This window comes from Streptococcus sp. zg-86, assembly GCF_017639855.1.
Classification (GTDB): domain Bacteria; phylum Bacillota; class Bacilli; order Lactobacillales; family Streptococcaceae; genus Streptococcus; species Streptococcus zhangguiae.
Genome location: NZ_CP072115.1, coordinates 78,724 through 102,552 on the forward strand (window position 1 = coordinate 78,724; position 23,829 = coordinate 102,552).

General features: G+C 41.0%; 23 protein-coding genes. 17 read left to right on the plus strand and 6 right to left on the minus strand.

Going from position 1 to position 23,829, the window contains the following annotated elements; translation table 11 throughout:
- The first annotated feature begins 91 nt into the window (after nt 1–91).
- From J5M87_RS00550 to J5M87_RS00575, 6 genes are all read left to right on the plus strand, one after another.
- Nucleotides 92–541 (plus strand): zinc-dependent MarR family transcriptional regulator, encoded by a 450-nt coding sequence (locus tag J5M87_RS00550; RefSeq protein WP_154607874.1) that lies wholly within the window; start codon nt 92–94, stop codon nt 539–541.
- Entirely contained in the window at nt 538–1,242 is a 705-nt protein-coding gene (locus J5M87_RS00555; protein WP_154607873.1) for a metal ABC transporter ATP-binding protein, read from the plus strand. The genes J5M87_RS00550 and J5M87_RS00555 overlap by 4 nt, the downstream gene beginning before the upstream one ends.
- Nucleotides 1,235–2,056 carry a metal ABC transporter permease gene (locus tag J5M87_RS00560; protein WP_154607872.1) on the plus strand — a complete coding sequence of 274 codons (822 nt, stop codon included), beginning with the start codon at nt 1,235–1,237 and terminating at the stop codon, nt 2,054–2,056. The genes J5M87_RS00555 and J5M87_RS00560 overlap by 8 nt, the downstream gene beginning before the upstream one ends.
- Nucleotides 2,057–2,064: 8 nt before the next feature.
- Nucleotides 2,065–3,573 carry a zinc ABC transporter substrate-binding protein AdcA gene (locus J5M87_RS00565; protein WP_154607871.1) on the plus strand — a complete coding sequence of 503 codons (1,509 nt, stop codon included), beginning with the start codon at nt 2,065–2,067 and terminating at the stop codon, nt 3,571–3,573.
- 508 nt (nt 3,574–4,081) lie between these two features.
- Nucleotides 4,082–4,534 (plus strand): CopY/TcrY family copper transport repressor, encoded by a 453-nt coding sequence (locus J5M87_RS00570; RefSeq protein WP_154607870.1) that lies wholly within the window; start codon nt 4,082–4,084, stop codon nt 4,532–4,534.
- Nucleotides 4,521–4,730, plus strand: coding sequence for a heavy-metal-associated domain-containing protein (locus tag J5M87_RS00575; protein ID WP_154607869.1), 210 nt, complete (start codon nt 4,521–4,523; stop codon nt 4,728–4,730). Before J5M87_RS00570 ends, J5M87_RS00575 begins: the two co-directional genes overlap by 14 nt.
- Nucleotides 4,731–4,859: 129 nt before the next feature.
- Here J5M87_RS00575 and J5M87_RS00580 read toward each other — a convergent pair whose 3' ends face one another.
- Entirely contained in the window at nt 4,860–5,273 is a 414-nt protein-coding gene (locus J5M87_RS00580) for an HIT family protein (RefSeq protein WP_154607868.1), read from the minus strand.
- A gap of 61 nt (nt 5,274–5,334) precedes the next feature.
- On the minus strand, nt 5,335–6,591 hold the full coding sequence (gene tyrS / locus J5M87_RS00585; protein ID WP_154607867.1) for a tyrosine--tRNA ligase: 1,257 nt from the start codon (nt 6,589–6,591) through the stop codon (nt 5,335–5,337).
- 124 nt (nt 6,592–6,715) lie between these two features.
- On the opposite strand from tyrS, the gene pbp1b reads away from it, so the two are divergent.
- The 11 genes from pbp1b (at nt 6,716) to comGG (ending at nt 21,246) form a co-directional block, all read left to right on the plus strand.
- Entirely contained in the window at nt 6,716–9,100 is a 2,385-nt protein-coding gene (pbp1b, locus tag J5M87_RS00590) for a penicillin-binding protein PBP1B (RefSeq protein WP_154607866.1), read from the plus strand.
- A 461-nt stretch (nt 9,101–9,561) separates the two neighbouring features.
- A complete protein-coding gene (gene rpoB, locus J5M87_RS00595) occupies nt 9,562–13,125 on the plus strand; it encodes a DNA-directed RNA polymerase subunit beta (RefSeq protein WP_154607865.1) in 3,564 nt (1,187 codons plus the stop codon).
- Nucleotides 13,126–13,202: 77 nt separating this feature from the next.
- Nucleotides 13,203–16,838 (plus strand): DNA-directed RNA polymerase subunit beta', encoded by a 3,636-nt coding sequence (gene rpoC / locus J5M87_RS00600; RefSeq protein ID WP_160463144.1) that lies wholly within the window; start codon nt 13,203–13,205, stop codon nt 16,836–16,838.
- A 115-nt stretch (nt 16,839–16,953) separates the two neighbouring features.
- Nucleotides 16,954–17,310: a DUF1033 family protein gene (locus J5M87_RS00605; RefSeq protein ID WP_154607887.1), complete on the plus strand. Its 357-nt coding sequence runs from the start codon at nt 16,954–16,956 to the stop codon at nt 17,308–17,310.
- 210 nt (nt 17,311–17,520) lie between these two features.
- Nucleotides 17,521–18,471, plus strand: coding sequence for a competence type IV pilus ATPase ComGA (gene comGA / locus J5M87_RS00610; protein WP_160463143.1), 951 nt, complete (start codon nt 17,521–17,523; stop codon nt 18,469–18,471).
- Complete coding sequence (gene comGB / locus J5M87_RS00615; protein ID WP_375138171.1) at nt 18,383–19,420, plus strand: competence type IV pilus assembly protein ComGB; 1,038 nt, start codon at nt 18,383–18,385, stop codon at nt 19,418–19,420. The genes comGA and comGB overlap by 89 nt, the downstream gene beginning before the upstream one ends.
- 1 nt (nt 19,421) lies before the next feature.
- On the plus strand, nt 19,422–19,736 hold the full coding sequence (gene comGC / locus J5M87_RS00620; RefSeq protein ID WP_154607862.1) for a competence type IV pilus major pilin ComGC: 315 nt from the start codon (nt 19,422–19,424) through the stop codon (nt 19,734–19,736).
- Between the two features lie 25 nt (nt 19,737–19,761).
- On the plus strand, nt 19,762–20,124 hold the full coding sequence (gene comGD, locus J5M87_RS00625) for a competence type IV pilus minor pilin ComGD (RefSeq protein WP_244315564.1): 363 nt from the start codon (nt 19,762–19,764) through the stop codon (nt 20,122–20,124).
- Complete coding sequence (gene comGE, locus J5M87_RS00630; RefSeq protein WP_160463141.1) at nt 20,096–20,389, plus strand: competence type IV pilus minor pilin ComGE; 294 nt, start codon at nt 20,096–20,098, stop codon at nt 20,387–20,389. Before comGD ends, comGE begins: the two co-directional genes overlap by 29 nt.
- Nucleotides 20,373–20,810 carry a competence type IV pilus minor pilin ComGF gene (comGF, locus tag J5M87_RS00635; protein ID WP_154607860.1) on the plus strand — a complete coding sequence of 146 codons (438 nt, stop codon included), beginning with the start codon at nt 20,373–20,375 and terminating at the stop codon, nt 20,808–20,810. The genes comGE and comGF overlap by 17 nt, the downstream gene beginning before the upstream one ends.
- 10 nt (nt 20,811–20,820) lie before the next feature.
- The gene (gene comGG / locus J5M87_RS00640; protein ID WP_154607859.1) at nt 20,821–21,246 is read left to right on the plus strand and encodes a competence type IV pilus minor pilin ComGG; all 426 of its coding nucleotides are present in this window, start codon (nt 20,821–20,823) and stop codon (nt 21,244–21,246) included.
- Between the two features lie 360 nt (nt 21,247–21,606).
- Here the strand turns inward: comGG and J5M87_RS00645 are convergent, their stop codons facing one another.
- From J5M87_RS00645 to J5M87_RS00660, 4 genes are all read right to left on the minus strand, one after another.
- Nucleotides 21,607–22,059 (minus strand): type II toxin-antitoxin system HicB family antitoxin, encoded by a 453-nt coding sequence (locus J5M87_RS00645; protein WP_154607858.1) that lies wholly within the window; start codon nt 22,057–22,059, stop codon nt 21,607–21,609.
- Between the two features lie 37 nt (nt 22,060–22,096).
- Nucleotides 22,097–22,276: a type II toxin-antitoxin system HicA family toxin gene (locus J5M87_RS00650; RefSeq protein ID WP_068993248.1), complete on the minus strand. Its 180-nt coding sequence runs from the start codon at nt 22,274–22,276 to the stop codon at nt 22,097–22,099.
- A 183-nt stretch (nt 22,277–22,459) separates the two neighbouring features.
- Entirely contained in the window at nt 22,460–22,867 is a 408-nt protein-coding gene (locus tag J5M87_RS00655; RefSeq protein WP_154607857.1) for an ArpU family transcriptional regulator, read from the minus strand.
- A 426-nt stretch (nt 22,868–23,293) separates the two neighbouring features.
- The gene (locus tag J5M87_RS00660) at nt 23,294–23,779 is read right to left on the minus strand and encodes a hypothetical protein (RefSeq protein ID WP_154607856.1); all 486 of its coding nucleotides are present in this window, start codon (nt 23,777–23,779) and stop codon (nt 23,294–23,296) included.
- Between the last annotated feature and the right edge of the window lie 50 nt (nt 23,780–23,829).

A 23,829-nucleotide genomic window follows, 5' to 3' on the forward strand; every position in this document is an offset into this window, starting at 1 on the left:
ATAATGAAAATAAAATGAAAAATACTTGATTTTTTTTATTTTTATGATAAAATTAACTAGTTAATTAAGTGATTAAGGATTGGTATATGAGATGGAACAATTAGCTCATCAGATTGATCGGAGTTTACATGAGATTATACTGAGTTCGGAGAATCAGTTAGAGATTTTAGTGGGGACTTGTCAAAGTGAAATGCATTTGACGAACACTCAAGAGCACATCTTGATGTTGATTGAAAATAATGCGTTTACGAATAAGGAAATCGCAAAACAATTGAATGTGAGTCAGGCTGCCATTACAAAGGCGATTAAGGCCTTGATTGCTCAAGACTTATTAGTAGCTGTTCGGGATGGTCGCGATGCGAGAATTGTACGATATAGCTTGACGGATGTAGCTAAGCCAATTGCTGCAGAACATGCACATCACCATGCTCATACGTTAACCTCTTATGAAGAATTAGTTAGTCATTATTCAGAAGAAGAGCAAGTGATTATTGGTCGTTTTTTGACTGATTTAGTAAAAAAGATTCGGAAGGAAGTATGAGATATATTACAGTAGAGGATCTATCGTTTGTATATGATCAAGAACCTGTTTTAGAACATATCCATTATCATCTAGATAGTGGAGAATTTGTGACGTTGACAGGTGAAAATGGAGCAGCAAAGACTACCTTAATCAAAGCTACTTTAGGTATTTTAAAGCCAAGGAAGGGAAAGGTCACGATTTCAGAGACAAGTATTGCTGGGAAAAAGTTAAGAATGGCTTATTTGCCTCAGCAGATTGCAAGTTTTAACGCTGGTTTCCCAAGTACAGTTTATGAATTTGTTAAATCAGGGCGCTATCCTCGACGAGGGTGGTTTCGACGATTGACAAGCCATGATGAGGAGCACATTCGGACGAGTTTAGAGTCTGTTGGGATGTGGGAGCACAAGGACAAGCGACTTGGTTCCTTGAGTGGTGGTCAGAAGCAACGGGCGGTGATTGCTCGCATGTTTGCATCAGATCCGGATATTTTTATTTTGGATGAACCGACAACAGGGATGGATAGTGGGACGAAGGCCGCTTTTTATGAGTTAATGCACCATAGTGCGAAAAAGCATGGGAAATCTATTTTGATGATTACACATGATGCGGATGAATTACGCAACTATGCTGACAGAAATATTTATCTTGTACGAGATCAAGCATCTCCTTGGCGTTGTTTTAATGTGCATGATAAGGAAGAGGGGGTAAGACATGGGTAATGTGCTTGATTTCTCGATATTTCATTATGAATTTATGCAACGGGCCTTTCTAGCCATTATTGCAATGAGTTTATTTTCCCCAATATTGGGGGTGTTCCTGATTTTGCGTCGTCAGAGTTTGATGAGTGATACACTCAGTCACGTATCGTTAGCTGGGGTGGCTTTTGGACTTGTTTTGGGAATCTCCCCTACGGTTTCGACAATCTTGATCGTCATTATCGCAGCAATCTTTTTGGAATACTTACGAACCTTATATAAGAGTTTTATGGAGATTGGAACAGCTATTCTGATGTCAACCGGTCTTGCTGTTTCCTTGATTGTCATGAGTCGTTCGGGTGGTAAGAGTAGCTTGAGCCTAGAGCAATATTTGTTTGGATCAATCGTGACCATTAATCAAGAGCAGGTGATTGCCTTGTTTGCGATTGCAGCGGTTGTATTAATCTTAACCTTGCTCTTTTTAAGACCTATGTATATTTTGACCTTTGATGAAGATACAGCTTTTGTAGATGGCTTACCTGTTCGCGCTATGTCTATTGCCTTTAATGTGGTGACAGGGGTCGCTATTGCGCTCATGATTCCAGCAGCAGGGGCTTTACTGGTTTCAACGATTATGGTCTTGCCCGCTTCGATTGCCCTTCGCTTAGGCAAGAGTTTTAAAATGGTGATTGGAATTGGAATGCTGACTGGATTTGTTGGAATGCTTTCGGGCTTGTTTATGTCCTATTATGCGGAAACACCAGCCAGTGCCAGTATCACCTTGATTTTTATTGGGATATTCTTACTCGTCAATTTGGTTAATAAATGGAAAAGATAGGAGAAATAATGAAAAAATCTTTGGTAGCGATGATGGGACTCTGTCTCATTTTGTTAGCAGCATGTGGTTCCAAGCCAGAATCTGCTAAGAAGAATCTTCAAATTGTAACGACCTTTTATCCGGTCTATGAATTTACTAAACAAGTAGTAGGAGATGAGGCTGATGTTTCTCTCTTGGTAAAAGCAGGGACAGAACCACATGATTTTGAACCTTCAGCCAAGAATATTGCAGAAATTCAAGAAGCGGATGTTTTCGTCTACGAAAATGAAAATATGGAAACATGGGTACCAGATGTGTTGACATCTGTTGATACTAAAAAAGTCAATGTGATTAAGGCGACAGAAGGGATGCTTCTCTTACCTGGTGGTGAGGAAGAAGAGGATCATGATCATGGAGAAGAAGGTCATCATCATGAATTCGACCCTCATGTTTGGTTGTCACCAGAGCGAGCTGTTCATCTTGTAGAGGCGATTCGTGATGGTTTGGTTGCCAAATACCCAGACAAAAAAGAAGTATTTGAAAAGAATGCAGCTGCCTATGTGCAAAAATTAGAAGCGTTGCATGCAAATTATCAAAAGACCTTGTCAAATGCTAAACAGAAGTATTTTGTGACCCAACATACAGCCTTTGCCTATCTAGCATTGGATTATGGTTTAAAACAGGTATCTATTACAGGAGTATCTGCGGATCAAGAACCAACTCCGTCTCGTTTGGCAGAGTTGACGAAATATATCAAACAGTATGGGATTAAGTATATTTACTTTGAAGAAAATGCTTCAAAAGCGGTAGCTGAAACCCTGTCAAAAGAAACAGGTGTAGAATTAGCAGTTTTAAATCCATTGGAAAGTTTGACAGACGAGGATGTTAAGAATGGAGCAGATTATCTTTCTGTCATGGAAGAAAATTTGAAGGCTTTGGAAAAAACAACGAGTCAAACTGGGCCAGAGATTCAACCAGAAGCTGGGGAAGAAGCAACAAAGACAGTCTATGCAGGTTATTTTGAAGATAATGCTGTTAAAGACAGAACCTTGTCGGATTATGTGGGAGAATGGCAGTCCGTGTATCCGTATCTAGTTGATGGTACTTTTAATCAAGTCTTTGATTATAAGGCGAAATTAAGCGGTCAGATGACAGCAGAAGAATACAAGACTTATTATGACAAGGGCTATAAGACAGATGTTGAACAGATCAATATCACAGATGATACCATGGAGTTTGTCGTCAAGGGGCAGTCTGAAAAGTATACCTATAAATATGTTGGTTATAAAATCTTGAACTATAAGAAAGGAAATCGTGGTGTTCGTTTCTTATTTGAAGCGACCGAAGCCAATGCAGGACGTTTCAAGTATGTTCAGTTTAGTGACCACAATATTGCTCCGGTAAAAACAGGCCATTTCCATATCTACTTTGGCGGAGAGAGCCAAGAAAAATTATTGGAAGAATTGGATAATTGGCCAACCTATTATCCAGATGAGATGACAGGTCTTGAAATCGGTCAAGAAATGTTAGCGCATTAAAGAGTAGTGAACTGAGGGAGTGGGACAAACATTCATGGTGACTTCGTCCTCACCCACAAAAGAATGTAATCTGGGAAGATTACGTATAAGAAATCGATTTTGTTAATTTCGCTTTCTAATTTCTAGGCTCAAGTATTAACCGTCCACTGGACTGTTAATACCCTGCATGTTAACTAGCTTTCACAATTGAGAAGTGTGAAAGGTTGGAAATAAGGCTAGCGAAGAAATGTTCGCTAGCCTCTTTAATAGAATGTTGATTTATCAACGTTTTACAAACCAGACAATCCTCGCTTTTTGATTTTCAAGCTCAGGTATCAATCGTCACTCCCCTGACTATTGATATGCATCAAGCTATTAAAACTATGTAACGTAACGAGGTAAGAGACTTTTGTCTCAGCCTCTCTTTTTATGGACTATCGAGGTTGGCTTTCCGTGAGTTCTTTTTAAGTAGGAATAGTTGACAAATGTCAGTTACAAGTGTAAACTTTAGGGTAAAGGAGGTGCTGTAATGGAACAAATGATATCAGCTGCAGAATGGCAGGTGATGCGTGTGATTTGGGCTCATCCAGGGTATACCTCGAGTCAGATTATCTCGGCTTTACAAGAAGGATTTGATTGGCAGGTTTCGACTGTTAAGACGCTCTTAGGTCGGTTGCGGAAAAAATCTTATTTGAAGATGGAAAAAGTGAGTGGCCAGTATTACTATTATCCTTTAGTAGAGGAAAAAGAGCATGTGCAGCTACAGCTTCAACTGTTACTGAATACGATGTGTTCTACCAAGCACGGTGAGTTGGTTGGCCAGCTCTTAGAAATGGGAGAATTTTCGTGTTCAGATTTGCGGAGCTTAGGAGAACGAATCGCACAACAAGAATCATCAGCACCTGAACAGATTGCCTGTCATTGTTTAGCAGGTCAGTGTACTTGTCATCATCATAAGGAGAATACCCATGCAAAAAATTAAGTTAGACAATCTATCGTGCCAAAATTGTGTCAGACACGTAAAGGAGCATTTTCAGGCCATGTCCGGTGTAGAGGAAGTATCGATTGATTTAACACACCAAATCGCAACAGTCGCGACAAGCGTTAGCCATACGCTATCCGATTATCAAGCAAGCCTTGCTGATACGGTTTATGAAGCAGTTGAGATAGTGAATTAAGAAAAAGCCATGATCGACAGATGTTATTCTGCTGATGTCATGGCTTTTTATAGTGAATTGAATAAAGGTTAGGACATCGTTAAGCCGCTTTGATGAACGCCAGTTCTATCTGCAGCTCCTTGCCTTGTCCTATTCCTTTCTCAATCCACTATATTTGTTAGTATTTAGTTGGTGAACGAAGGTTTCTAGCGGTATGATTTGTTTCTGAACTTCAATCCTATCCCAAAAACCGTCCTCTTTTTGCCGTGGGATAAGATGGGAATGAAAATGTGTCCCCTCGTCCATTAGATTTTTGTCATTGCGTGCAAGAGTGACACCGTCAATGGGGAGTGTCTCCTCCATAAGAGTGATCACCTCTTGCTCTAACTCTGCTAGCTCATGAAGAAGGGGCAAGGGGAGTTCAGACAGGCTGGTAAAATGGTCTTTACTGATTATCAAGAGGTGCCCTGTCTGAATGGGGTCTATATCCCAAACTAGTTTGAAATGTCTGCTTTGATACAGAATGGCTTCCTCTGAAATATCGTGACAAAAGATACAAGTCATGCTCTGCTCCTCTTTTTAAGATGAGATAGTAAAAACTGAGAGCAAGTCCCAGTTTTTATGGTTAATAGGTAACAACGAAATACTTTTTCTTTCCACGGCGGATAACAGTCAATTCGTTTTCGAGTTTGTCAGCATCTGTCAATACATAGTCAAGATCCTGTACACGGTCTCCGTTAATGTAAATCGCACCATTTTGAACATCTTCACGAGCTTGACGCTTAGAATTCACAACGCCTGCAGTCACAAGGAGTTCAACAATGTTGAGGTCATCCTCTGCTGTTACGGTGTAGTTTGGTACGCCACGAAGCCCTTGTTTGAGCTCTTTGACAGAAAGGTTTTTGATATTTCCTGCAAACAGTTGTTCGGTAATGTTCAGCGCTTCTTGATAAGCTGCTTCACCGTGGACCAAGGTTACGACTTCACGAGCTAGGATTTTTTGGGCTAAACGCTCATGAGGTGCTGCTTCAAATTGTTTTCGGATTTCTTCAATTTCGTCAAGTGGTAAGAAGGTGAAAATTTTCAAGAAACGAATGGCATCGGCATCCATAACATTCATCCAGAATTGGTACATTTCGTACGGCGATGTCTTATCAGCATTGAGCCAAACAGCATTTCCTTCAGATTTTCCAAATTTTTTACCAGTCGCATCAGTAATGAGTGGAACAGTAATGACATGGCCAGTCTTGTCTGCCTTACGGCGTAGCAATTCAGTTCCAGCAGTCATATTCCCCCATTGGTCACTTCCGCCAATTTGGAGAGTAACGTTATACAAGCGATTGAGTTCATAGAAGTCGAAACCTTGCATGATTTGGTAGGCAAATTCTGTATAGGAAATCCCTGTTTCAATCCGTTTTTTCACGGATTCCTTGCTCATCATGTAGTTGACGGTGAAGTATTTCCCGATGTCGCGCAAGAAATCAATAAAACTAATACGCCCAAACCAATCATAGTTGTTGGTCATGACAGCTTTATTGTCTCCATTTTCAAAATCAAGGAAACGTTCTAGTTGAGCTTGAATGCTTTTCACCCAGTTATCAACTGTATCTTTTGTTTGTAAGCTACGTTCGGCATCTTTGAAAGAAGGGTCTCCGATTAAACCAGTCGCGCCTCCTACAAGAGGGTAGGGTTTGTGACCAGCTAGTTGCAAATGACGGCAGACGAGAATCGGGACCAAATGTCCTAAATGTAGACTGTCGGCAGTGGGATCGTAGCCTGAATAATAAGAGACTTGACCTTCTTCTAGGGCTTTTCGCAAAGCATCTTCATCTGTGGTTTGAAAAACCAAGCCACGTTCTTTTAGCTCATCAAAAATGTGCATGTCTCTTCTCCTTTTTAAGTTTTTTCATTAGCTTCCATTGTACCATATTTTGGGGACAATCGTGTAGGAAAATTTCGTAAAATACGAAAAAATGTGATAAAATAGGGAGAATAAGGAGTTTTGTATGACGACTAAATTACCGAAGAAAAAAGAAGCAGAGAGTTCCTTCACTATCAGTGATATAGCTGGTATTGGTCTGCGCACGTTAAAATTGTTAGTGGATTTTGGAGCTATTTTATTATTCTTACTTGGAGTATTAGGGGCAGGTCTTGGTTTAGGGTATGTTGCTAGCTTATTTGATAGTGTGGAAGTACCCAATACGACGGAATTAGTCAAAGATGTGACAGAAGTGAGCCGTATTTCAAAGGTCGTTTATGCTGATGGAAGTCTTGTTTCGGAGATTAGTTCAGATTTATTGCGGACTCCTGTAGAGGCTGATGCGATTTCCGAAAATGTCAAGAAGGCAGTCATTGCAACAGAGGATGTGACATTTGAGACACACAATGGTGTAGTACCTAAAGCTGTGCTGCGTGCTGCTCTAGGTTCTGCTGGAGTTGGCTCATCAAGTGGTGGATCAACCTTGACCCAACAACTTATTAAGCAACAAATTGTAGGAGATGCTCCTACTTTTAGAAGAAAAGCGAACGAAATTATCTCAGCTTTGGCCCTTGAACGTGCCATGAGCAAAGAAGAGATTCTAACAACCTACCTAAATGTGTCCCCTTTTGGCCGCAATAATCAAGGAAGAAATATCGCAGGTATTGAAGAGGCTGCACGGGGTATTTTTGGGAAATCGGCAAAGGAATTAACTGTTCCTCAAGCAGCCTTCATTGCTGGTTTACCACAAAGTCCGATTGTCTATTCCCCCTACTCTTCCAGCGGCGGTTTCAAATCAGATGAAGCGATGGCTTATGGAATCGAGCGTTCAAAAGATGTCTTATATAATATGTATCGGGCGGGCTATATTAATGAGGCGGATTATGAGACCTATCTAGCTTACGATATTAAAAAGGATTTTGTTCCTCCAGCTCCGATTTTGAAAGATACGAGAGACTATTTGTATTATGCTGTTTTATCAGAAGCAGAAGAGATTATGTATCGCTACTTGATTAAGCGAGATCAGGTATCTGCATATGATTTAAAAAATGATAAAACGGTGAAATCTTATGAGGATTTGGCAAAACAGACCTTGAGTCAAGGTGGCTATACGGTAACAAGTACGGTTCAAAAAAATATCTATGATGCCATGCAATCGGTAGTAGCAAATTATGGAGATGTGCTGGATAGCGGTGGTGGCTTGGTTGAGACAGGTAGTGTCCTATTGGATAACAATACGGGGGCTATTTTAGGCTTTGTAGGGGGAAGGGATTATCATGTCAACCAAAATAATCATGCCCTAAATACTAAGCGTTCCCCAGGATCGACCATCAAGCCTTTTCTAGCCTATGGAGTCGCAATTGATCAAGGACTAATGGGATCAGCCAGTATCTTATCTAATTACCCAACCACTTTTTCTGATGGAACACCGATTATGCATGTGAATAGCAACGGTACAGGAATGATGACTCTGCAAAGTGCCTTAAATTCTTCGGCTAATATCCCGGCGTTTTGGACCTATAAAATGCTCCGAAATGAAGGTGTGGATGTCAAATCATATATGGATAAGATGAATTATGATATCGATCTATATGATATTGAAAGTCTTCCGTTGGGCGGTGGAGTGGAAACAACAGTTGCAGCTAATACAAATGCCTATCAAGCCCTTGCAAATGGTGGAGTTTATAACGAACATTACATCGTTGAGAAAATTACCGCTCATGACGGGACTGTTATTTATCAACATGAGGCGAATCCTGTACAGGTTTATTCTAAAGCGACATCTAGTATTATGATGATGCTATTGAGAACGGCCTTGGCATCAGGTGAAACCTCTACTTTTCCAGGGCGTTTAGCCTCTATCAATTCTCAGGCAGCAGCCAGTGATATAGTTGGGAAAACAGGAACGAGTAATGACACAGCTGATGTATGGTTAATGTTGGCAACTCGACAGATTACCTTGGGAACATGGGCTGGTCATGATGATAATTCTGGCATGGAGCTTTTGACGGGGTACCACAATAATGCAGCCTATGTAGCTTATCTTACAAGTGCCCTTTATGAAGTACGCCCAGACTTATTCGCAGGGCGTTTCCAGTTGGATGATAGTGTCATCGCATCTAGTGTTTTGACTTCGACAGGAACACGACCTGGAACTGTTCAGGTAAATGGCAGTCCCATTACCCTAGGTGGGGCAATGACGACAAGCTATTGGGCAAGAAATGGTGCCCCTATAGCAAATTATCATTTTATGATTGGTGGAACCAATAATGATTACGCAAAGGCTTGGAGTGCTTTGCGACCAGCTCCACCAAAGCCAACACCAAAATCATCATCTAGTACAAGTTCATCATCGACAACAACATCATCCACTACAAAACCAGAAGTAAATAGTAGTGATTCCAATCGCTAATAGAGGAGATGGCATGGAGAGTGAGAAAAACTTGAAATTGTCAAACACGGAGCTCGCTCTTTGTTTTCTAGGTTTAGGTATCAACAGTTGAAGGAGCGCAAAAGAGAGCAATCTGTCAATCCATTATTTTACAAATTTTGATAAGGGAAGCTGGACTGGGGTTCAGTTTCTTTTCTTTATAGAGATGTAGAAATAATGAGGAAAATTCTTGAAAAATCAAGGGAAATAGTGTATAATAACTCTATGTTATTTGTCGTGTGTCTTGTTTGAAATATTGTCCAAACAAGGCTTGCAGCAGTTAAATCGGGCTTACGTAAGGAAGATTTAGCTGCTCTTTTTGTGCTTATTTTTATAGATTCTTGAGAATTGTCACCGATTCTTAAAGATTCTAAAAATTCAGACAAAACGACAGTGTGTGGTCTTATTAACTAGACCTAGAGAAAAAAGAAGGAGTTAAAAACTTGGCAGGACATGAAGTTCAGTACGGTAAGCACCGTACCCGTCGTAGTTTTTCAAGAATTAAAGAAGTTCTTGATTTACCAAATTTGATTGAAATTCAAACTGACTCATTCAAAGAATTTTTGGATCACGGTCTGAAAGAAGTTTTTGAAGATGTACTTCCAGTATCCAATTTTACAGATACGATGGAATTGGAATTTGTTGGTTATGAATTGAAAGAACCGAAGTATAGCTTAGAAGAAGCACGTATCCATGATGCGAGTTACTCAGCGCCAATCTTTGTGACCTTCCGTTTGATTAACAAAGAAACAGGCGAAATTAAAACACAAGAAGTCTTCTTTGGTGAGTTTCCAATTATGACTGAAATGGGAACCTTTATCATCAATGGTGGAGAGCGGATTATCGTTAGTCAGCTTGTACGTTCGCCAGGTGTTTACTTCAATGATAAGGTTGATAAAAATGGTAAGGTTGGCTATGGTTCAACTGTTATTCCAAACCGAGGTGCTTGGTTAGAGCTAGAAACAGACTCAAAAGACATTGCCTACACACGGATTGACCGTACTCGTAAGATTCCATTTACAACTCTTGTTCGTGCACTTGGATTCTCAGGTGATGATGAAATCTTTGATATCTTTGGTGATAGTGAGTTAGTTCGTAATACCATTGAAAAAGATATTCATAAAAACCCAGCTGATTCACGTACGGATGAAGCATTGAAGGAAATTTATGAACGCCTTCGTCCAGGTGAACCAAAGACAGCGGAAAGCTCACGTAGCTTGTTGACAGCACGTTTCTTTGATCCACGTCGTTATGACTTAGCCCCTGTAGGTCGTTATAAGATCAACAAAAAATTGAATCTTCGTACTCGCTTGCTCAACCAAACATTGGCTGAACATGTGATTAACGGTGAAACAGGAGAAATTGTTCTTGAAGCTGGAACAGTCTTGAATCGCGATATCCTTGAGTCTATTGAAGAGCAATTTGATGAGTTGAACTTGGTTGAATACAGTCCAAATGAATCTGCGGTTTTAGTAGAGCCAGTCTTGCTTCAAAAATTCAAGATTGTGGCACCGACAGATCCAGACCGTGTTGTAACGGTTATTGGGAATGCCAATCCAGCAGAAAATATTCGTACGATTACACCGGCAGATATTTTAGCTGAAATGAGCTATTTCTTAAACCTTGCAGAAGGTCTTGGTCGTGTGGATGACATTGACCACCTTGGGAATCGTCGGATTCGTGCTGTTGGAGAATTGCTTGCTAACCAAGTACGGATTGGTTTGACACGTATGGAGCGTAATCTTCGTGAGCGCATGAGTGTGCAAGATAACGAAGTATTAACTCCGCAACAGATTATTAATATCCGTCCTGTAACTGCTGCAATCAAAGAATTCTTCGGTTCATCACAGTTGTCACAGTTCATGGACCAACACAATCCGCTATCAGAATTGTCCCACAAACGCCGTCTATCAGCCTTAGGACCTGGTGGTTTGACCCGTGACCGTGCAGGTTACGAAGTTCGTGACGTACACTATACTCACTATGGTCGTATGTGCCCGATTGAAACGCCTGAAGGACCAAACATCGGTTTGATCAATAACTTGTCTTCGTATGGACATTTGAATAAATACGGTTTCATTCAAACACCTTACCGTAAGATTGATCGTGCTACTGGTACGGTGACAAATGAAATTGTTTGGTTGACTGCTGATGAAGAAGATGCCTATATCGTAGCGCAATCAACTTCTCCATTGGATGAAGATAACCGTTTTGTGGACAAGATTGTCATGGGACGTCACCAAGGGAACAACCAAGAATTTCCAGCAGAGTCTGCGGATTTCATGGATGTATCACCTAAGCAGGTAGTTGCTGTTGCGACAGCATGTATTCCCTTCCTTGAAAACGATGACTCCAACCGTGCCCTTATGGGTGCCAACATGCAACGTCAAGCTGTTCCGTTGATTGATCCAAAAGCTCCTTATGTAGGAACTGGTATGGAATATCAAGCAGCTCACGATTCCGGTGCAGCAGTTATCGCTCAGCATAATGGAAAAGTAACCTATGCGGATGCAGACAAGGTTGAAGTACGCCGTGAAGACGGATCGCTTGATATTTATCGCATTCAAAAATTCCGCCGTTCAAACTCAGGTACAGCTTATAACCAACGCACATTGGTGAAAGTTGGCGATATCGTTGAAAAAGGTGACTTTATCGCAGATGGACCTTCTATGGAAAATGGAGAAATGGCACTTGGACAAAACCCAATCGTTGCCTACATGACTTGGGAAGGGTATAACTTTGAGGATGCGGTTATCATGAGTGAACGCCTAGTGAAAGATGATGTGTATACATCTGTTCACTTGGAAGAATATGAATCAGAAACACGTGATACAAAATTAGGTCCTGAAGAAATTACTCGTGAAATTCCAAACGTTGGTGAAGATGCACTGAAAGATTTGGATGAAATGGGAATTATCCGTATTGGTGCAGAGGTAAAAGAAGGCGACATCCTTGTTGGTAAAGTAACTCCAAAGGGTGAAAAAGACTTGTCAGCAGAAGAACGCCTCCTCCATGCGATTTTTGGTGATAAATCTCGTGAAGTTCGTGATACTTCGCTTCGTGTGCCTCACGGTGCAGATGGTGTTGTTCGAGATGTGAAAATCTTTACCCGTGCTAACGGTGATGAATTGCAATCAGGCGTAAATATGCTGGTTCGTGTTTACATCGCTCAAAAACGAAAGATTAAGGTCGGAGATAAGATGGCGGGACGCCATGGAAACAAAGGGGTTGTCTCTCGTATTGTACCCGTTGAAGATATGCCATACCTTCCAGATGGAACGCCGGTTGATATTATGTTGAACCCACTTGGGGTACCTTCTCGGATGAATATCGGTCAGGTTATGGAACTCCACCTTGGAATGGCAGCCCGGAACCTAGGTATTCATATTGCAACACCAGTATTTGACGGTGCAAGTTCAGAAGATCTTTGGTCAACCGTCAAAGAGGCTGGTATGGATAGCGATGCCAAAACAATTCTTTATGATGGACGTACAGGTGAGCCATTTGATAATCGTGTGTCTGTTGGGGTCATGTACATGATTAAACTCCACCACATGGTGGATGATAAACTTCATGCCCGCTCTGTAGGACCTTACTCACTCGTTACCCAACAACCTCTTGGAGGAAAAGCTCAGTTTGGTGGACAACGCTTCGGTGAGATGGAGGTTTGGGCGCTTGAGGCTTATGGTGCTTCAAACGTTCTGCAAGAAATCTTGACCTACAAGTCAGATGATGTGAACGGTCGTTTGAGAGCCTATGAAGCGATTACCAAAGGCAAACCAATTCCAAAACCAGGTGTACCTGAGTCATTCCGAGTATTGGTCAAAGAATTGCAATCACTTGGTCTTGATATGCGTGTCCTTGATGAAGATGATCAAGAAGTAGAACTTCGTGACCTTGATGAAGGCGAAGATGATGACATCATTCACGTAGATGATCTAGAAAAAGCGCGTGCAAAAGCCGCAGCTGATGCTGCTGCAGCATTTGCCGCTGAATCAGAAGAATAAGGATTTGTGGGGACAGAAAATATCGTTTTTCTGTTTCCTGCTCCTCCTCTTGTTAAAAATGAAGAAAGGGATTATTAGTGGTTGACGTAAATCGATTTAAAAGTATGCAAATCACTTTAGCTTCTCCCAATAAGGTCCGCTCATGGTCTTATGGTGAAGTTAAAAAACCTGAAACAATCAACTATCGTACGCTCAAGCCAGAGCGTGACGGACTCTTTGATGAAGTTATCTTTGGTCCAACAAAAGACTGGGAATGTTCATGTGGAAAATACAAACGAATCCGTTATAAAGGAATCGTATGTGACCGCTGTGGTGTAGAAGTTACTCGTGCCAAAGTACGCCGTGAGCGGATGGGACACATTGAGTTGAAAGCACCCATTTCACATATTTGGTACTTCAAAGGTATTCCAAGTCGTATGGGCTTGACCCTTGATATGAGCCCACGTGCTCTTGAGGAAGTGATTTACTTTGCTGCTTATGTGGTGATTGATCCAAAGGATACACCGCTTGAGCACAAATCAATCATGACTGAACGTGAGTATCGTGAAAAATTACGCGAATATGGCTTTGGTTCATTCGTTGCGAAAATGGGAGCGGAAGCGATTCAAGACTTGTTGAAGCAAGTAGATTTGCCAATGGAAATTGCAGCTTTGAAAGAAGAATTAAAAACAGCTTCTGGTCAAAAACGCATTAAAGCAGTACGCCGTTTGGATGTCTTGGATGCCTTTTACAAATCTGGAAACAAACCTGAATGGATGATTTTAAATATCTTGCCAGTTATTCCGCCAGATTTACGCCCGATGGTTCAATTGGATGGTGGCCGATTTGCAGCGTCTGACTTGAATGAACTGTACCGTCGTGTTATTAACCGGAACAACCGTTTAGCTCGATTGCTTGAGTTGAATGCACCAGGTATCATCGTACAAAATGAGAAGCGGATGTTGCAAGAAGCGGTTGATGCCCTTATTGACAATGGTCGCCGTGGTCGTCCGATTACAGGACCAGGTAGTCGTCCGCTCAAATCGCTCAGCCATATGCTGAAAGGAAAACAAGGACGTTTCCGTCAGAACTTGCTTGGAAAACGGGTTGACTTTTCAGGACGTTCTGTTATCGCCGTTGGTCCAACGCTTAAAATGTACCAATGTGGTGTGCCACGCGAAATGGCGATTGAGCTCTTTAAACCATTTGTCATGCGTGAAATTGTTGCCCGTGAGATTGCAGGAAATGTAAAAGCAGCAAAACGCTTGATTGAACGTGGGGATGACCGCATTTGGGATATTTTAGAAGAAGTTATTAAAGAACATCCAGTACTTCTTAACCGCGCACCGACCCTTCACAGACTTGGAATTCAGGCATTTGAGCCAGTCCTAATTGACGGTAAGGCACTTCGTTTGCACCCACTCGTGTGTGAAGCCTACAATGCTGACTTTGACGGGGACCAAATGGCGATTCACGTACCATTATCAGAAGAAGCACAGGCAGAAGCTCGTATTTTAATGCTTGCGGCGGAACACATCTTGAATCCGAAGGATGGAAAACCAGTTGTAACTCCGTCTCAGGATATGGTCTTGGGAAACTATTACTTGACCATGGAAGATGCAGGTCGTGAAGGCGAAGGAATGGTCTTCAAAGATATGGATGAAGCGGTGATGGCTTACCGTAATGGTTATGTTCACTTGCATACCCGTGTTGGTATTGCGACAGATAGTATTGACAAGCCTTGGTCAGAATCACAAAAACACAAAGTGATGATGACGACAGTTGGTAAGATTTTATTTAATGCTATCATGCCAGCTGGGTTGCCATACCTCCAAGAGCCAACGAATGTTAACTTGACAGAGGGTACACCAGACAAGTATTTCTTGGAACCAGGATCTGATATTAAAGCTGCAATTGCGGCATTGCCAATCAATCCTCCATTCAAGAAGAAAAATCTTGGAAATATCATTGCAGAGATCTTCAAACGTTTCCGCACAACTGAAACATCTGCCCTTCTTGACCGCTTGAAAGATCTCGGTTACTACCATTCAACTCTTGCTGGTTTGACAGTGGGAATCGCAGATATTCCAGTTATTGATAACAAGGCAGAGATTATTGAAGAATCACACGAACGTGTAGAACAAATCAAGAAGCAATTCCGCCGTGGTATGATTACTGACGATGAGCGTTATGCAGCCGTTACAGATGAGTGGCGTTCAGCGAAAGAGAAATTGGAAAAACGCTTGACAGAATCACAAGATCCAAAGAACCCAATTGTTATGATGATGGATTCTGGAGCCCGTGGTAACATCTCGAACTTCTCACAACTTGCCGGAATGCGTGGTCTGATGTCTGCGCCGAACGGACGTATTATGGAATTGCCAATCTTGTCAAACTTCCGTGAGGGACTCTCTGTATTGGAAATGTTCTTCTCAACTCACGGAGCGCGTAAAGGTATGACAGATACGGCCTTGAAGACAGCCGACTCAGGTTATTTGACTCGCCGTCTCGTCGACGTTGCTCAGGATGTGATTATCCGTGAGGACGACTGTGGAACAGACCGTGGCTTGGACATTCGTTCGATTACTGACGGTAAGGAAATGATTGAACCACTTGAAGAACGTTTGCAAGGTCGTTACACTAAGAAGACAGTGAAACATCCTGAAACAGATGCGGTCATCATCGGTCCAAATGAATTGATTACAGAAGATATCGCTCGTGAGATTGTGAATGCTGGTGTTGAACAAGTAACCATTCGATCAGTATTTACATGTAATACTCGCCATGGTGTCTGCCGTCATTGTTACGGTATCAACTTGGCAACAGGTGATGCGGTTGAAGTGGGTGAAGCAGTTGGTACAATTGCTGCTCAATCTATCGGGGAGCCTGGGACTCAGTTGACCATGCGTACCTTCCACACGGGTGGTGTAGCCTCTAACTCAGATATCACGCAAGGTTTGCCTCGTGTCCAAGAGATTTTTGAAGCCCGCAATCCAAAAGGGGAAGCGGTTATTACAGAAATCAAGGGTGAGGTTACTGCAATTGATGAAGATGCGGCTACCCGTACGAAGAAAGTCTTTGTTAAAGGTAAGACTGGAGAAGGTGAGTATGTGGTACCATTTACAGCCCGAATGAAGGTTGAAGTGGGCGACCAAGTAGCACGTGGTGAGGCACTTACAGAAGGATCTATTCAACCGAAACGTTTGCTTGAAGTACGTGATGTCTTGTCTGTTGAGACCTATCTTCTTTCTGAAGTACAAAAAGTGTACCGCAGCCAAGGGGTAGAAATCGGAGACAAACACATCGAGGTAATGGTTCGCCAAATGCTTCGTAAAGTTCGTGTCATGGATCCAGGAGATACAGACTTGCTCATGGGTACTTTGATGGATATTACAGACTTTACAGATGCCAATGCAGATGTGGTTATTGCAGGTGGTATTCCAGCGACTGCTCGTCCAGTTCTTATGGGAATTACCAAAGCCTCTCTTGAAACCAATAGTTTCTTGTCTGCGGCTTCCTTCCAAGAAACCACTCGTGTCCTTACAGATGCAGCGATTCGTGGTAAACGTGATAACCTTCTCGGCTTGAAGGAAAATGTTATCATCGGTAAAATCATTCCAGCAGGTACTGGTATGGCACGTTACCGGAATATTGAACCTCAGGCAGTTAATGAAGTTGAAATCATTGAAGATACTATTGCTGAAGAATTGGCAGAAGAACTCGTATCAGAATAATAGTAAAAGCATATCTCAAAAGAGGTATGCTTTTTTACGAACAAATTTCACAAGCTAATTCTTTTTCTCCTGTTTGAAAATTCGCTATAATAATGGACATAGAGGGGTATGAATGATGTATCGAGTAATTAGAATGTATGGGGATTTTGAACCCTGGTGGTTCTTAGATGGTTGGGAAGAAAATATTATCAGTACGAAGGAATACGATAACTATGCAGAAGCCTTGCAAGATTATCAACGCCAATGGGTTTGCTTGTCTGAACAATTTCCAATGAGGGAAAGTCGCGATAGTTTAATGACTGCTTTTTGGGATCCCAAGGACCAGTATTGGTGTGATGAGTGCGATGAGTCGTTGCAGAATTATCATTCCTTGATTCTCTTAGAAGCAAAGGAAAATTTACCAACAGGTTTACAGAGGAAAGATAGAGGAAAAAGACCGCGTTTGTGTCAGATGAGAAGTAATAAAGTATAATCGTAAAATGAAGCTAGGACGAAAGTACCTAGCTTTCTTACGTTTTATCGTATCCTATATACTTTAAATGCAGTTCTATTCTTGGATAAAAAAAGAAGATAAGCTCTTTCAATCGTTAGGATTGAGGGCTTTTTTAAATTTATTTCACTAAAAATGAAAAAATAGTAAGAAAGTAAAATAATTTGCGAATAAAGAAGGTGAGGAGGAAATATGGTTCAAGAATTAGCACAAGAAATGATTCAGAAAGCTGTTAACAATCAAGTTAGCGATCTTTATCTGCTTCCTAGGAGGAATAGCTACCAACTCTACGAGCGAATAGCCGATATGCGGCAATGGATAGGGGAAATGGAGGAAACAACTTGTTTAGCTTTGATGAGTCATTTTAAGTTTATGGCTGGAATGAATGTCGGAGAAAAGCGTCGTACCCAGCAGGGGGCTTGTGATTATGATTATGAAAATGGAAGGGTTTCGCTGCGCTTATCAACAGTAGGTGATTACCGAGGAAAAGAAAGCATGGTTATCCGTTTTTTATATGACAAGGAGCGAAAGCAGCAATTTTGGTTTGATGCCTTAAATCGTGTGCGGAAGAATATCAAAGGCAGAGGTCTCTACCTATTTTCAGGACCAGTTGGTTCTGGTAAAACTACCTTAATGTATCATCTTGCTAGGTTAACATTTCATGACCAGCAAATTGTAACGATTGAAGATCCGGTGGAAATCAAGCAAGAGGACATGTTACAGTTGCAGTTAAATGAAGCAATCGGTGCAACCTATGACAATTTAATCAAGTTGTCTTTACGGCATAGACCAGACTTGCTCATTATCGGAGAAATACGTGATACTGAAACAGCCCGTGCAGTCATTCGAGCTAGTCTGACAGGTGTGACTATTTTTTCGACAGTCCATAGTAAGAGTATACCAGGGGTCTATCAACGGATGATAGAGCTAGGAGTGAGTAGTGATGAGCTTCGACAGGCATTGCAAGGTATTTTTTATCAACGTTTAATTGGGGGAGGAGGTATTGTAGATGTTGCTACAAAAGATTATCAGATGCATTCCGCAGAAGAATGGAATCGGCAAATTGAAGCACTTTTTGAATCAGGATATATCAGTCTTCGTCAAGCAGAGGCCGAGAAAATTGTCCTTGATACGACAGCGTAAAGTGATTGAGTTGTTCCACAATCTATTTATAAGTGGCTTTCACTTGGTTGAAATTGTTGATTTTTTAAAAAGAAGTCAATTGTTAGCAGATTGTTATACGACTATTTTGTCGCAGGGCTTACTGGCAGGGAAAACCTTTTCTGCTTTACTGTCAGATTTGCAATTTTCAGAAACAGTTGTGACGCAAGTAGCTTTAGCTGAGGTGCATGGAAAGCTAGAGTTAAGTTTGTCAAATATCCAAGATTATTTATCGAATCTGATGAAGATTCGGAAAAAATTAGTGGAAGTAGCAACCTATCCAGTTATCCTGCTCGTATTTTTACTTGCCATTATGTTAGGCTTGAAAAATTATCTATTACCACAACTGGAAGAAGAAAATGGTCTGACAAAAATGATTGATAATCTTCCAATTTTCTTTTTGACCTTGCTTGGAACAGGTCTTGTCATTACTCTACTCTTGAAATATTGGTATGAAAAATCCGAGAAGGTAAAAACCATTAGTCTTTTGGTACGATTACCATTTTTAGGAAAATTGATGCAGTTGTATCTGACAGCTTATTACGCTCGTGAATGGGGAAATCTAATCGGTCAAGGTCTTGAAATGTCTCAGATTAGTGATTTGATGCAGCAGCAGTCATCTAGCTTGTTTCGTGGTCTAGGAAGTCAACTGGAAAAAGCTCTCGAAAATGGAACATCGTTTGAAGAGCATATTCGAAGTTACTCATTTTTTAGGAGAGAGTTGAGTCTGATTATCGAGTATGGGCAGGTAAAAGCCAAGTTAGGGCATGAATTAGCCGTTTATGCCGATGAATGCTGGGAGGAATTTTTCACCAAGATTCAGACCTACATGCAGTTCATTCAGCCTATAGTCTTTCTATTTGTAGCGCTCATTATTGTTTTAATTTATGCCGCTATGTTATTACCTATTTATCAACAAATGGAGATTTAGTATGAAAAAAGTACAAAAAGCAACAGTAAAAGCATTTACTCTTATTGAAATGTTAGTGGTGCTACTCATTATTAGTGTTCTTCTCTTATTATTTGTTCCAAATTTGAGCAAGCAAAAAGAAGCAGTCAAGCAGACAGGCAATGCAGCAGTTGTAAAAGTTGTAGAGAGCCAAGCAGAGTTGTATGAACTACAACACAAGGAAGAAGCAAGTTTAGCAAAACTGCGTGATTCAGGGGCTCTTACAGATGAGCAAGTAAAGGCCTATAATGACTATTATGAAAAAAATCCAAACAAATCTCGTACGGTCAATCCTTAAGGCCTACACGTTAGTGGAAAGTCTAGTGGTGTTATTTGTTGTCAGTTTTCTAACGATTCTCTTATCCAGTTCGGTTCATCAGATAGTTGATGCTACAAAAGAACAGCTATTTTTTCTGGAATTTGAACATCTCTACAAATCAAGTCAGAAGTTGTCAGTAGTTTCACAACAAGCTGTTACACTTGAACTAACAACACATCAGATTTCGAACGGTTATGAGACTGTGTTAGTGCCCTCCTCGATTGAGCTTGACAAAGAACGGCGTATCTTATTTGATCGGAATGGAGGAAATTCATCGTTAGAGAAAATTGAATTTTCAGTAGGGAATAAGACAATCAGATATCAATTATATTTAGGGAGTGGAAATTATAAAAAAACAGAAAAATAAGGCCTATATCTTGTTAGAAAGTCTAGTAGCTTTAGCTATTTTTTCAATGATTACAAGTTTGCTACTATCTGAAATCATTCATGCTAGAAGGTGGCAGGAAAAAGAATGGAAAAAGCAGGAGGTGCTGTTAGTAGCTAAGATGGCTGTTCAAACAAGACAGAGCCAACTTGATTTGAATGGAGTGGCTGTTAGGGTAGAGCGAGATAGTCGCCATATACGAGTATTGCATAATGGAGAGGAGGTGCTTTATGTGGAAAAAGAGTAAAGTGTCTGCCTTTACTCTCTTAGAATGCCTAGTGGCTTTGCTTGTTTTGTCAGGAAGTTTACTGGTTTTTGAGGGATTGACTAAGCTGATACATCATGAGTTGATTTATCAAGAAACAGGTTTAGAAAAAAAGTGGCTGGTTTTTGCAGATCAATTGCGCTATGAGTTTGAGGGAGTTCGTTTGGTTAAGGTGGAAAACAATCGCCTGTATGTTGATAAATTAGGGCAGCAACTATCCTTTGGCAAATCAAAATCAGATGATTTTCGAAAAACCAATGATAAAGGCCAAGGCTATCAGCCGATGCTATATCAGGTTGCCTCTGTCGCTATTCACCAAGAACGAGACATAGTTCAGATTGATATTACTTTTGACAATGGTTGGGAGAGAAGTTTTGTTTATCGTTTTAAAGAAAAAGTGTAGAGCAGGAATCATGGTGTATGCAGTACTCATGCTAGCAATTTTCAGCTTATTGTTACAATTCTATCTGCATTCTCAATTGTCAGAGGCAAGGCTTGCTCTAGCAAGTCAAGAAGGAACAGATGCCTATTTGATGGCGGAATGGACTGCGGATATTGCTTGCCAAGAAAAGCAAAAAAAGATGCAGGATAGAGAAGTTTCTGCGGAATCCCAAGAAAGGTTAGAAGAAAAAGAAGGAGAAGTGCGAAAGAAAGAGCAGCCGAAATCAAAAGGAATGACGACTAAGGAATTGAAGAAAAATAGTGAGGTTCAGGGAACGGTACAGTTTTCGCAAGGACAGTCACACTATCAGTCGGAAAATGACTTCGTTCGTGTAAGGGTTACAACGCTGGCTGGGCATGATTTTTCCTATTCTTTTCCTCTGTCTAGCGAAAAATAATCTTTTTTGATATGATAGGAGTATGAATTTTGAGAAAATGAATTTGGGGTTTTCTTAGATGTCCTTACATGTCCAAAATCCTTGATATTACTGACTTTTTGAAAAATCGTATGTTCTTAAATATCCATAGATTTTCCTAGAAAGTCCACAAAAAGGTGAACAAATTTTTTAACATAAAAGCCTATCAAATCAACGTTGATAAGCCAAAGTTGGACAAAAAAGTCCACAAATTTTTACGAGTTCAGCAGGCAAGACTAGCGTAGTGATCAGCTACGCTTTTTTGATTGCTGATAGGTCTATTATATCAAATTCTACTGTATTCTAGTGTATCCTACTGTATCTGAAAAGCCCAGCGCGTGGCTAGGCTTGCAATTTCTTATCTGCGATAGCATCTGTTAGTGTCTGTGAGAAGTTTAAACCCAACTCACGCCCCAAAGTATCCGCCCAACGTGGGATAGTTAATGTCTTTTTGATGGGTTCTTGACTGCCTAGGTATTCGGCAACGTCCACAACAACCATAGAAACAAATGATTTATTAGGGTCATAGACCATTCTCAATTCTTCGTCATCTTTGAATGGGTCATTCTCTGCAAGTGAAAGGCTGTTGATGTCTGCCGGCTGCGGTAGGTCTTGACCGTTCTCGATATAATGCGCCAAATTGATACCTAGCCAGTCACTAGCCATTGCCATAGCGTCCGCGATATCCGCCCCTTGAGTGCCTGAACCATCAATGTCTGGAAAATGTACAAAGTAAGGCACGTTAGTCCCATCTGTATCATCATAATAAAATAAGGCTGGATAAGTAACTAACATCTGTTTACCTCCGTTACTCTCAAAAAGCAGAGGCGGACTAAATGCCCGCTTGCTTTCTTATCCCACGTTCGGTGTACTTATTCAGCTCACCATGCGGGACTGTGATGGGTCTTTCTCCTTGCTTTTCCATTTTGACATGGGAGCCTTTACCGCCCTTGGTCTTTGTCCAACCATTAGCGATTAGGAGTTTCACCATCTCTTTTTGTGTCATCGGCATAGCGCTCTACCTCCTGACAAGGTTATTATACCATACGTGTTACACGTATTCAAGTAAAAACAAAAACTTTATCTAAAAAGTTAATCAGTAAAAAAGCCCCCTAAAATCGCTTCTATGGGCTTTTGGTTTATATATGGCAATTTATCGGACAAGCTGAAACAAGGGCTAAAACCTAGCAAAATTTCAATCTGGTAACGTCTCAAGCACTCCATTTCTGTATTGCTTCGCAAAGGCTAGTAAAGCACTATTTTTTAAGGTATAATATTGGCTTTTTTTGATCGGCTCAAAAGGTTCAAGCGTTCTTTTTATTTCTAGGCGTACCTGTTCAACTGGCTTGCCTTCCAGATAGTTCAAAATAAGCACTTGGCGCTGTCTGATGTCGCTGATAGCGTTGATAGCCGATTTTATGGCGTTCAGCTCTTGCCGTGCTGTCTCTTGGTTTATCTCCAACCGCTCCACGGGTTGAAAATTGTTTCCGTCTGCCTGTAAGATATAATCATCAGAATAGACCACGCTCCCATCTCTTGCGATTCTCTGCCACCGTCCAAACTCTTTTAGCTTTCGGTTGGCGTATATTCTAGCCTGTTTCACCGTTTTTTCCTCACTTGTGATATAATATTAGTAAGCTTATTACATCACAAGGAGTCAGCAATTGCTGGCTTTTTTGTTACCCCTCCCCCCTTACACGCGAAAAAAGGTTTTTTTAGTCGGAAAGGTGGCCACCGGTTAATTCGACTTTAAAAAGTCGCTTTTTTTCTTGACCGGGGGGCTTGCTTTTTTTCTTTTCCTCTGTTGCGTTTGTTGTTGCTCCAGCACGCGCCACTGGTTGAAAAAAGTCCGCAAAAGTCTGTTTATATATTTTAGTAGCCCTCTGTTGTTTGATTCTTGAATTTATGTTTTTTACAACTCGCGATACCTTATCTGAACCTTATCAGTTTTATTCCCTATATCTCCTCTAAATCTCCCTGAACTTTAGTATTTTTTACCTCCCTGTACCTAGCCTGAACCTCATCAGTTTTACTTGATCCAATACCTGTCCCCTTTGTCCATATAATCCATAAATCTACGCCAATGCTTCAAGTAAGTTGCTATTCTCATGCGTTTAGGTCGGTTTGGAAATTTGCCAAACATATAACCGCCACGGGTTGGCGTGTAGTCTGGCTGAACTTTTCTAGCCTCTCGCAATGCTCGCTCCCAGTAGTATGTGCAATCTGTTTTGGTGCGGTTTAGCGTGTCTCTGTGAATATCGTGGCACGTTCCACAAGCGTAGACGGCATGGGCTTCGTACATCACTCTGCACCGTCTGCCACATTGAGGGCAACAGAAGAAGTAGCGGTATTCGCCCTTTGTACCAGGTATCTGAGCAACGGCAAAAGTGTCTGCGCCGTACCTGATATATAGTTCTTCCAAATTAATTTCTATGATCTTGGTTTTAATTTTAGTTATTCCTTTTCTCTTCAAAGGTCGGGTAAATTCTTCGATATTCATTCTAGTTACTTTCATTTCTCACTACTCTCTATATATGCTGAAACACCCAAAACTATTTAATTAAA

Excerpts from the sequence above, each read along its gene's own strand:
- J5M87_RS00550 (WP_154607874.1), top strand. The coding sequence starts at position 92 with ATGGAACAATTAGCTCATCAGATTGATCGGAGTTTACATGAGATTATA.
- J5M87_RS00555 (WP_154607873.1), top strand. The coding sequence starts at position 538 with ATGAGATATATTACAGTAGAGGATCTATCGTTTGTATATGATCAAGAA.
- J5M87_RS00560 (WP_154607872.1), top strand. The coding sequence starts at position 1,235 with ATGGGTAATGTGCTTGATTTCTCGATATTTCATTATGAATTTATGCAA.
- J5M87_RS00565 (WP_154607871.1), top strand. The coding sequence starts at position 2,065 with ATGAAAAAATCTTTGGTAGCGATGATGGGACTCTGTCTCATTTTGTTA.
- J5M87_RS00570 (WP_154607870.1), top strand. The coding sequence starts at position 4,082 with ATGGAACAAATGATATCAGCTGCAGAATGGCAGGTGATGCGTGTGATT.
- J5M87_RS00575 (WP_154607869.1), top strand. The coding sequence starts at position 4,521 with ATGCAAAAAATTAAGTTAGACAATCTATCGTGCCAAAATTGTGTCAGA.
- J5M87_RS00580 (WP_154607868.1), bottom strand. The coding sequence starts at position 5,273 with ATGACTTGTATCTTTTGTCACGATATTTCAGAGGAAGCCATTCTGTAT.
- tyrS (WP_154607867.1), bottom strand. The coding sequence starts at position 6,591 with ATGCACATTTTTGATGAGCTAAAAGAACGTGGCTTGGTTTTTCAAACC.
- pbp1b (WP_154607866.1), top strand. The coding sequence starts at position 6,716 with ATGACGACTAAATTACCGAAGAAAAAAGAAGCAGAGAGTTCCTTCACT.
- J5M87_RS00605 (WP_154607887.1), top strand. The coding sequence starts at position 16,954 with ATGTATCGAGTAATTAGAATGTATGGGGATTTTGAACCCTGGTGGTTC.
- comGA (WP_160463143.1), top strand. The coding sequence starts at position 17,521 with ATGGTTCAAGAATTAGCACAAGAAATGATTCAGAAAGCTGTTAACAAT.
- comGC (WP_154607862.1), top strand. The coding sequence starts at position 19,422 with ATGAAAAAAGTACAAAAAGCAACAGTAAAAGCATTTACTCTTATTGAA.
- comGF (WP_154607860.1), top strand. The coding sequence starts at position 20,373 with ATGTGGAAAAAGAGTAAAGTGTCTGCCTTTACTCTCTTAGAATGCCTA.
- comGG (WP_154607859.1), top strand. The coding sequence starts at position 20,821 with ATGGTGTATGCAGTACTCATGCTAGCAATTTTCAGCTTATTGTTACAA.
- J5M87_RS00645 (WP_154607858.1), bottom strand. The coding sequence starts at position 22,059 with ATGTTAGTTACTTATCCAGCCTTATTTTATTATGATGATACAGATGGG.
- J5M87_RS00650 (WP_068993248.1), bottom strand. The coding sequence starts at position 22,276 with ATGCCGATGACACAAAAAGAGATGGTGAAACTCCTAATCGCTAATGGT.
- J5M87_RS00660 (WP_154607856.1), bottom strand. The coding sequence starts at position 23,779 with ATGAAAGTAACTAGAATGAATATCGAAGAATTTACCCGACCTTTGAAG.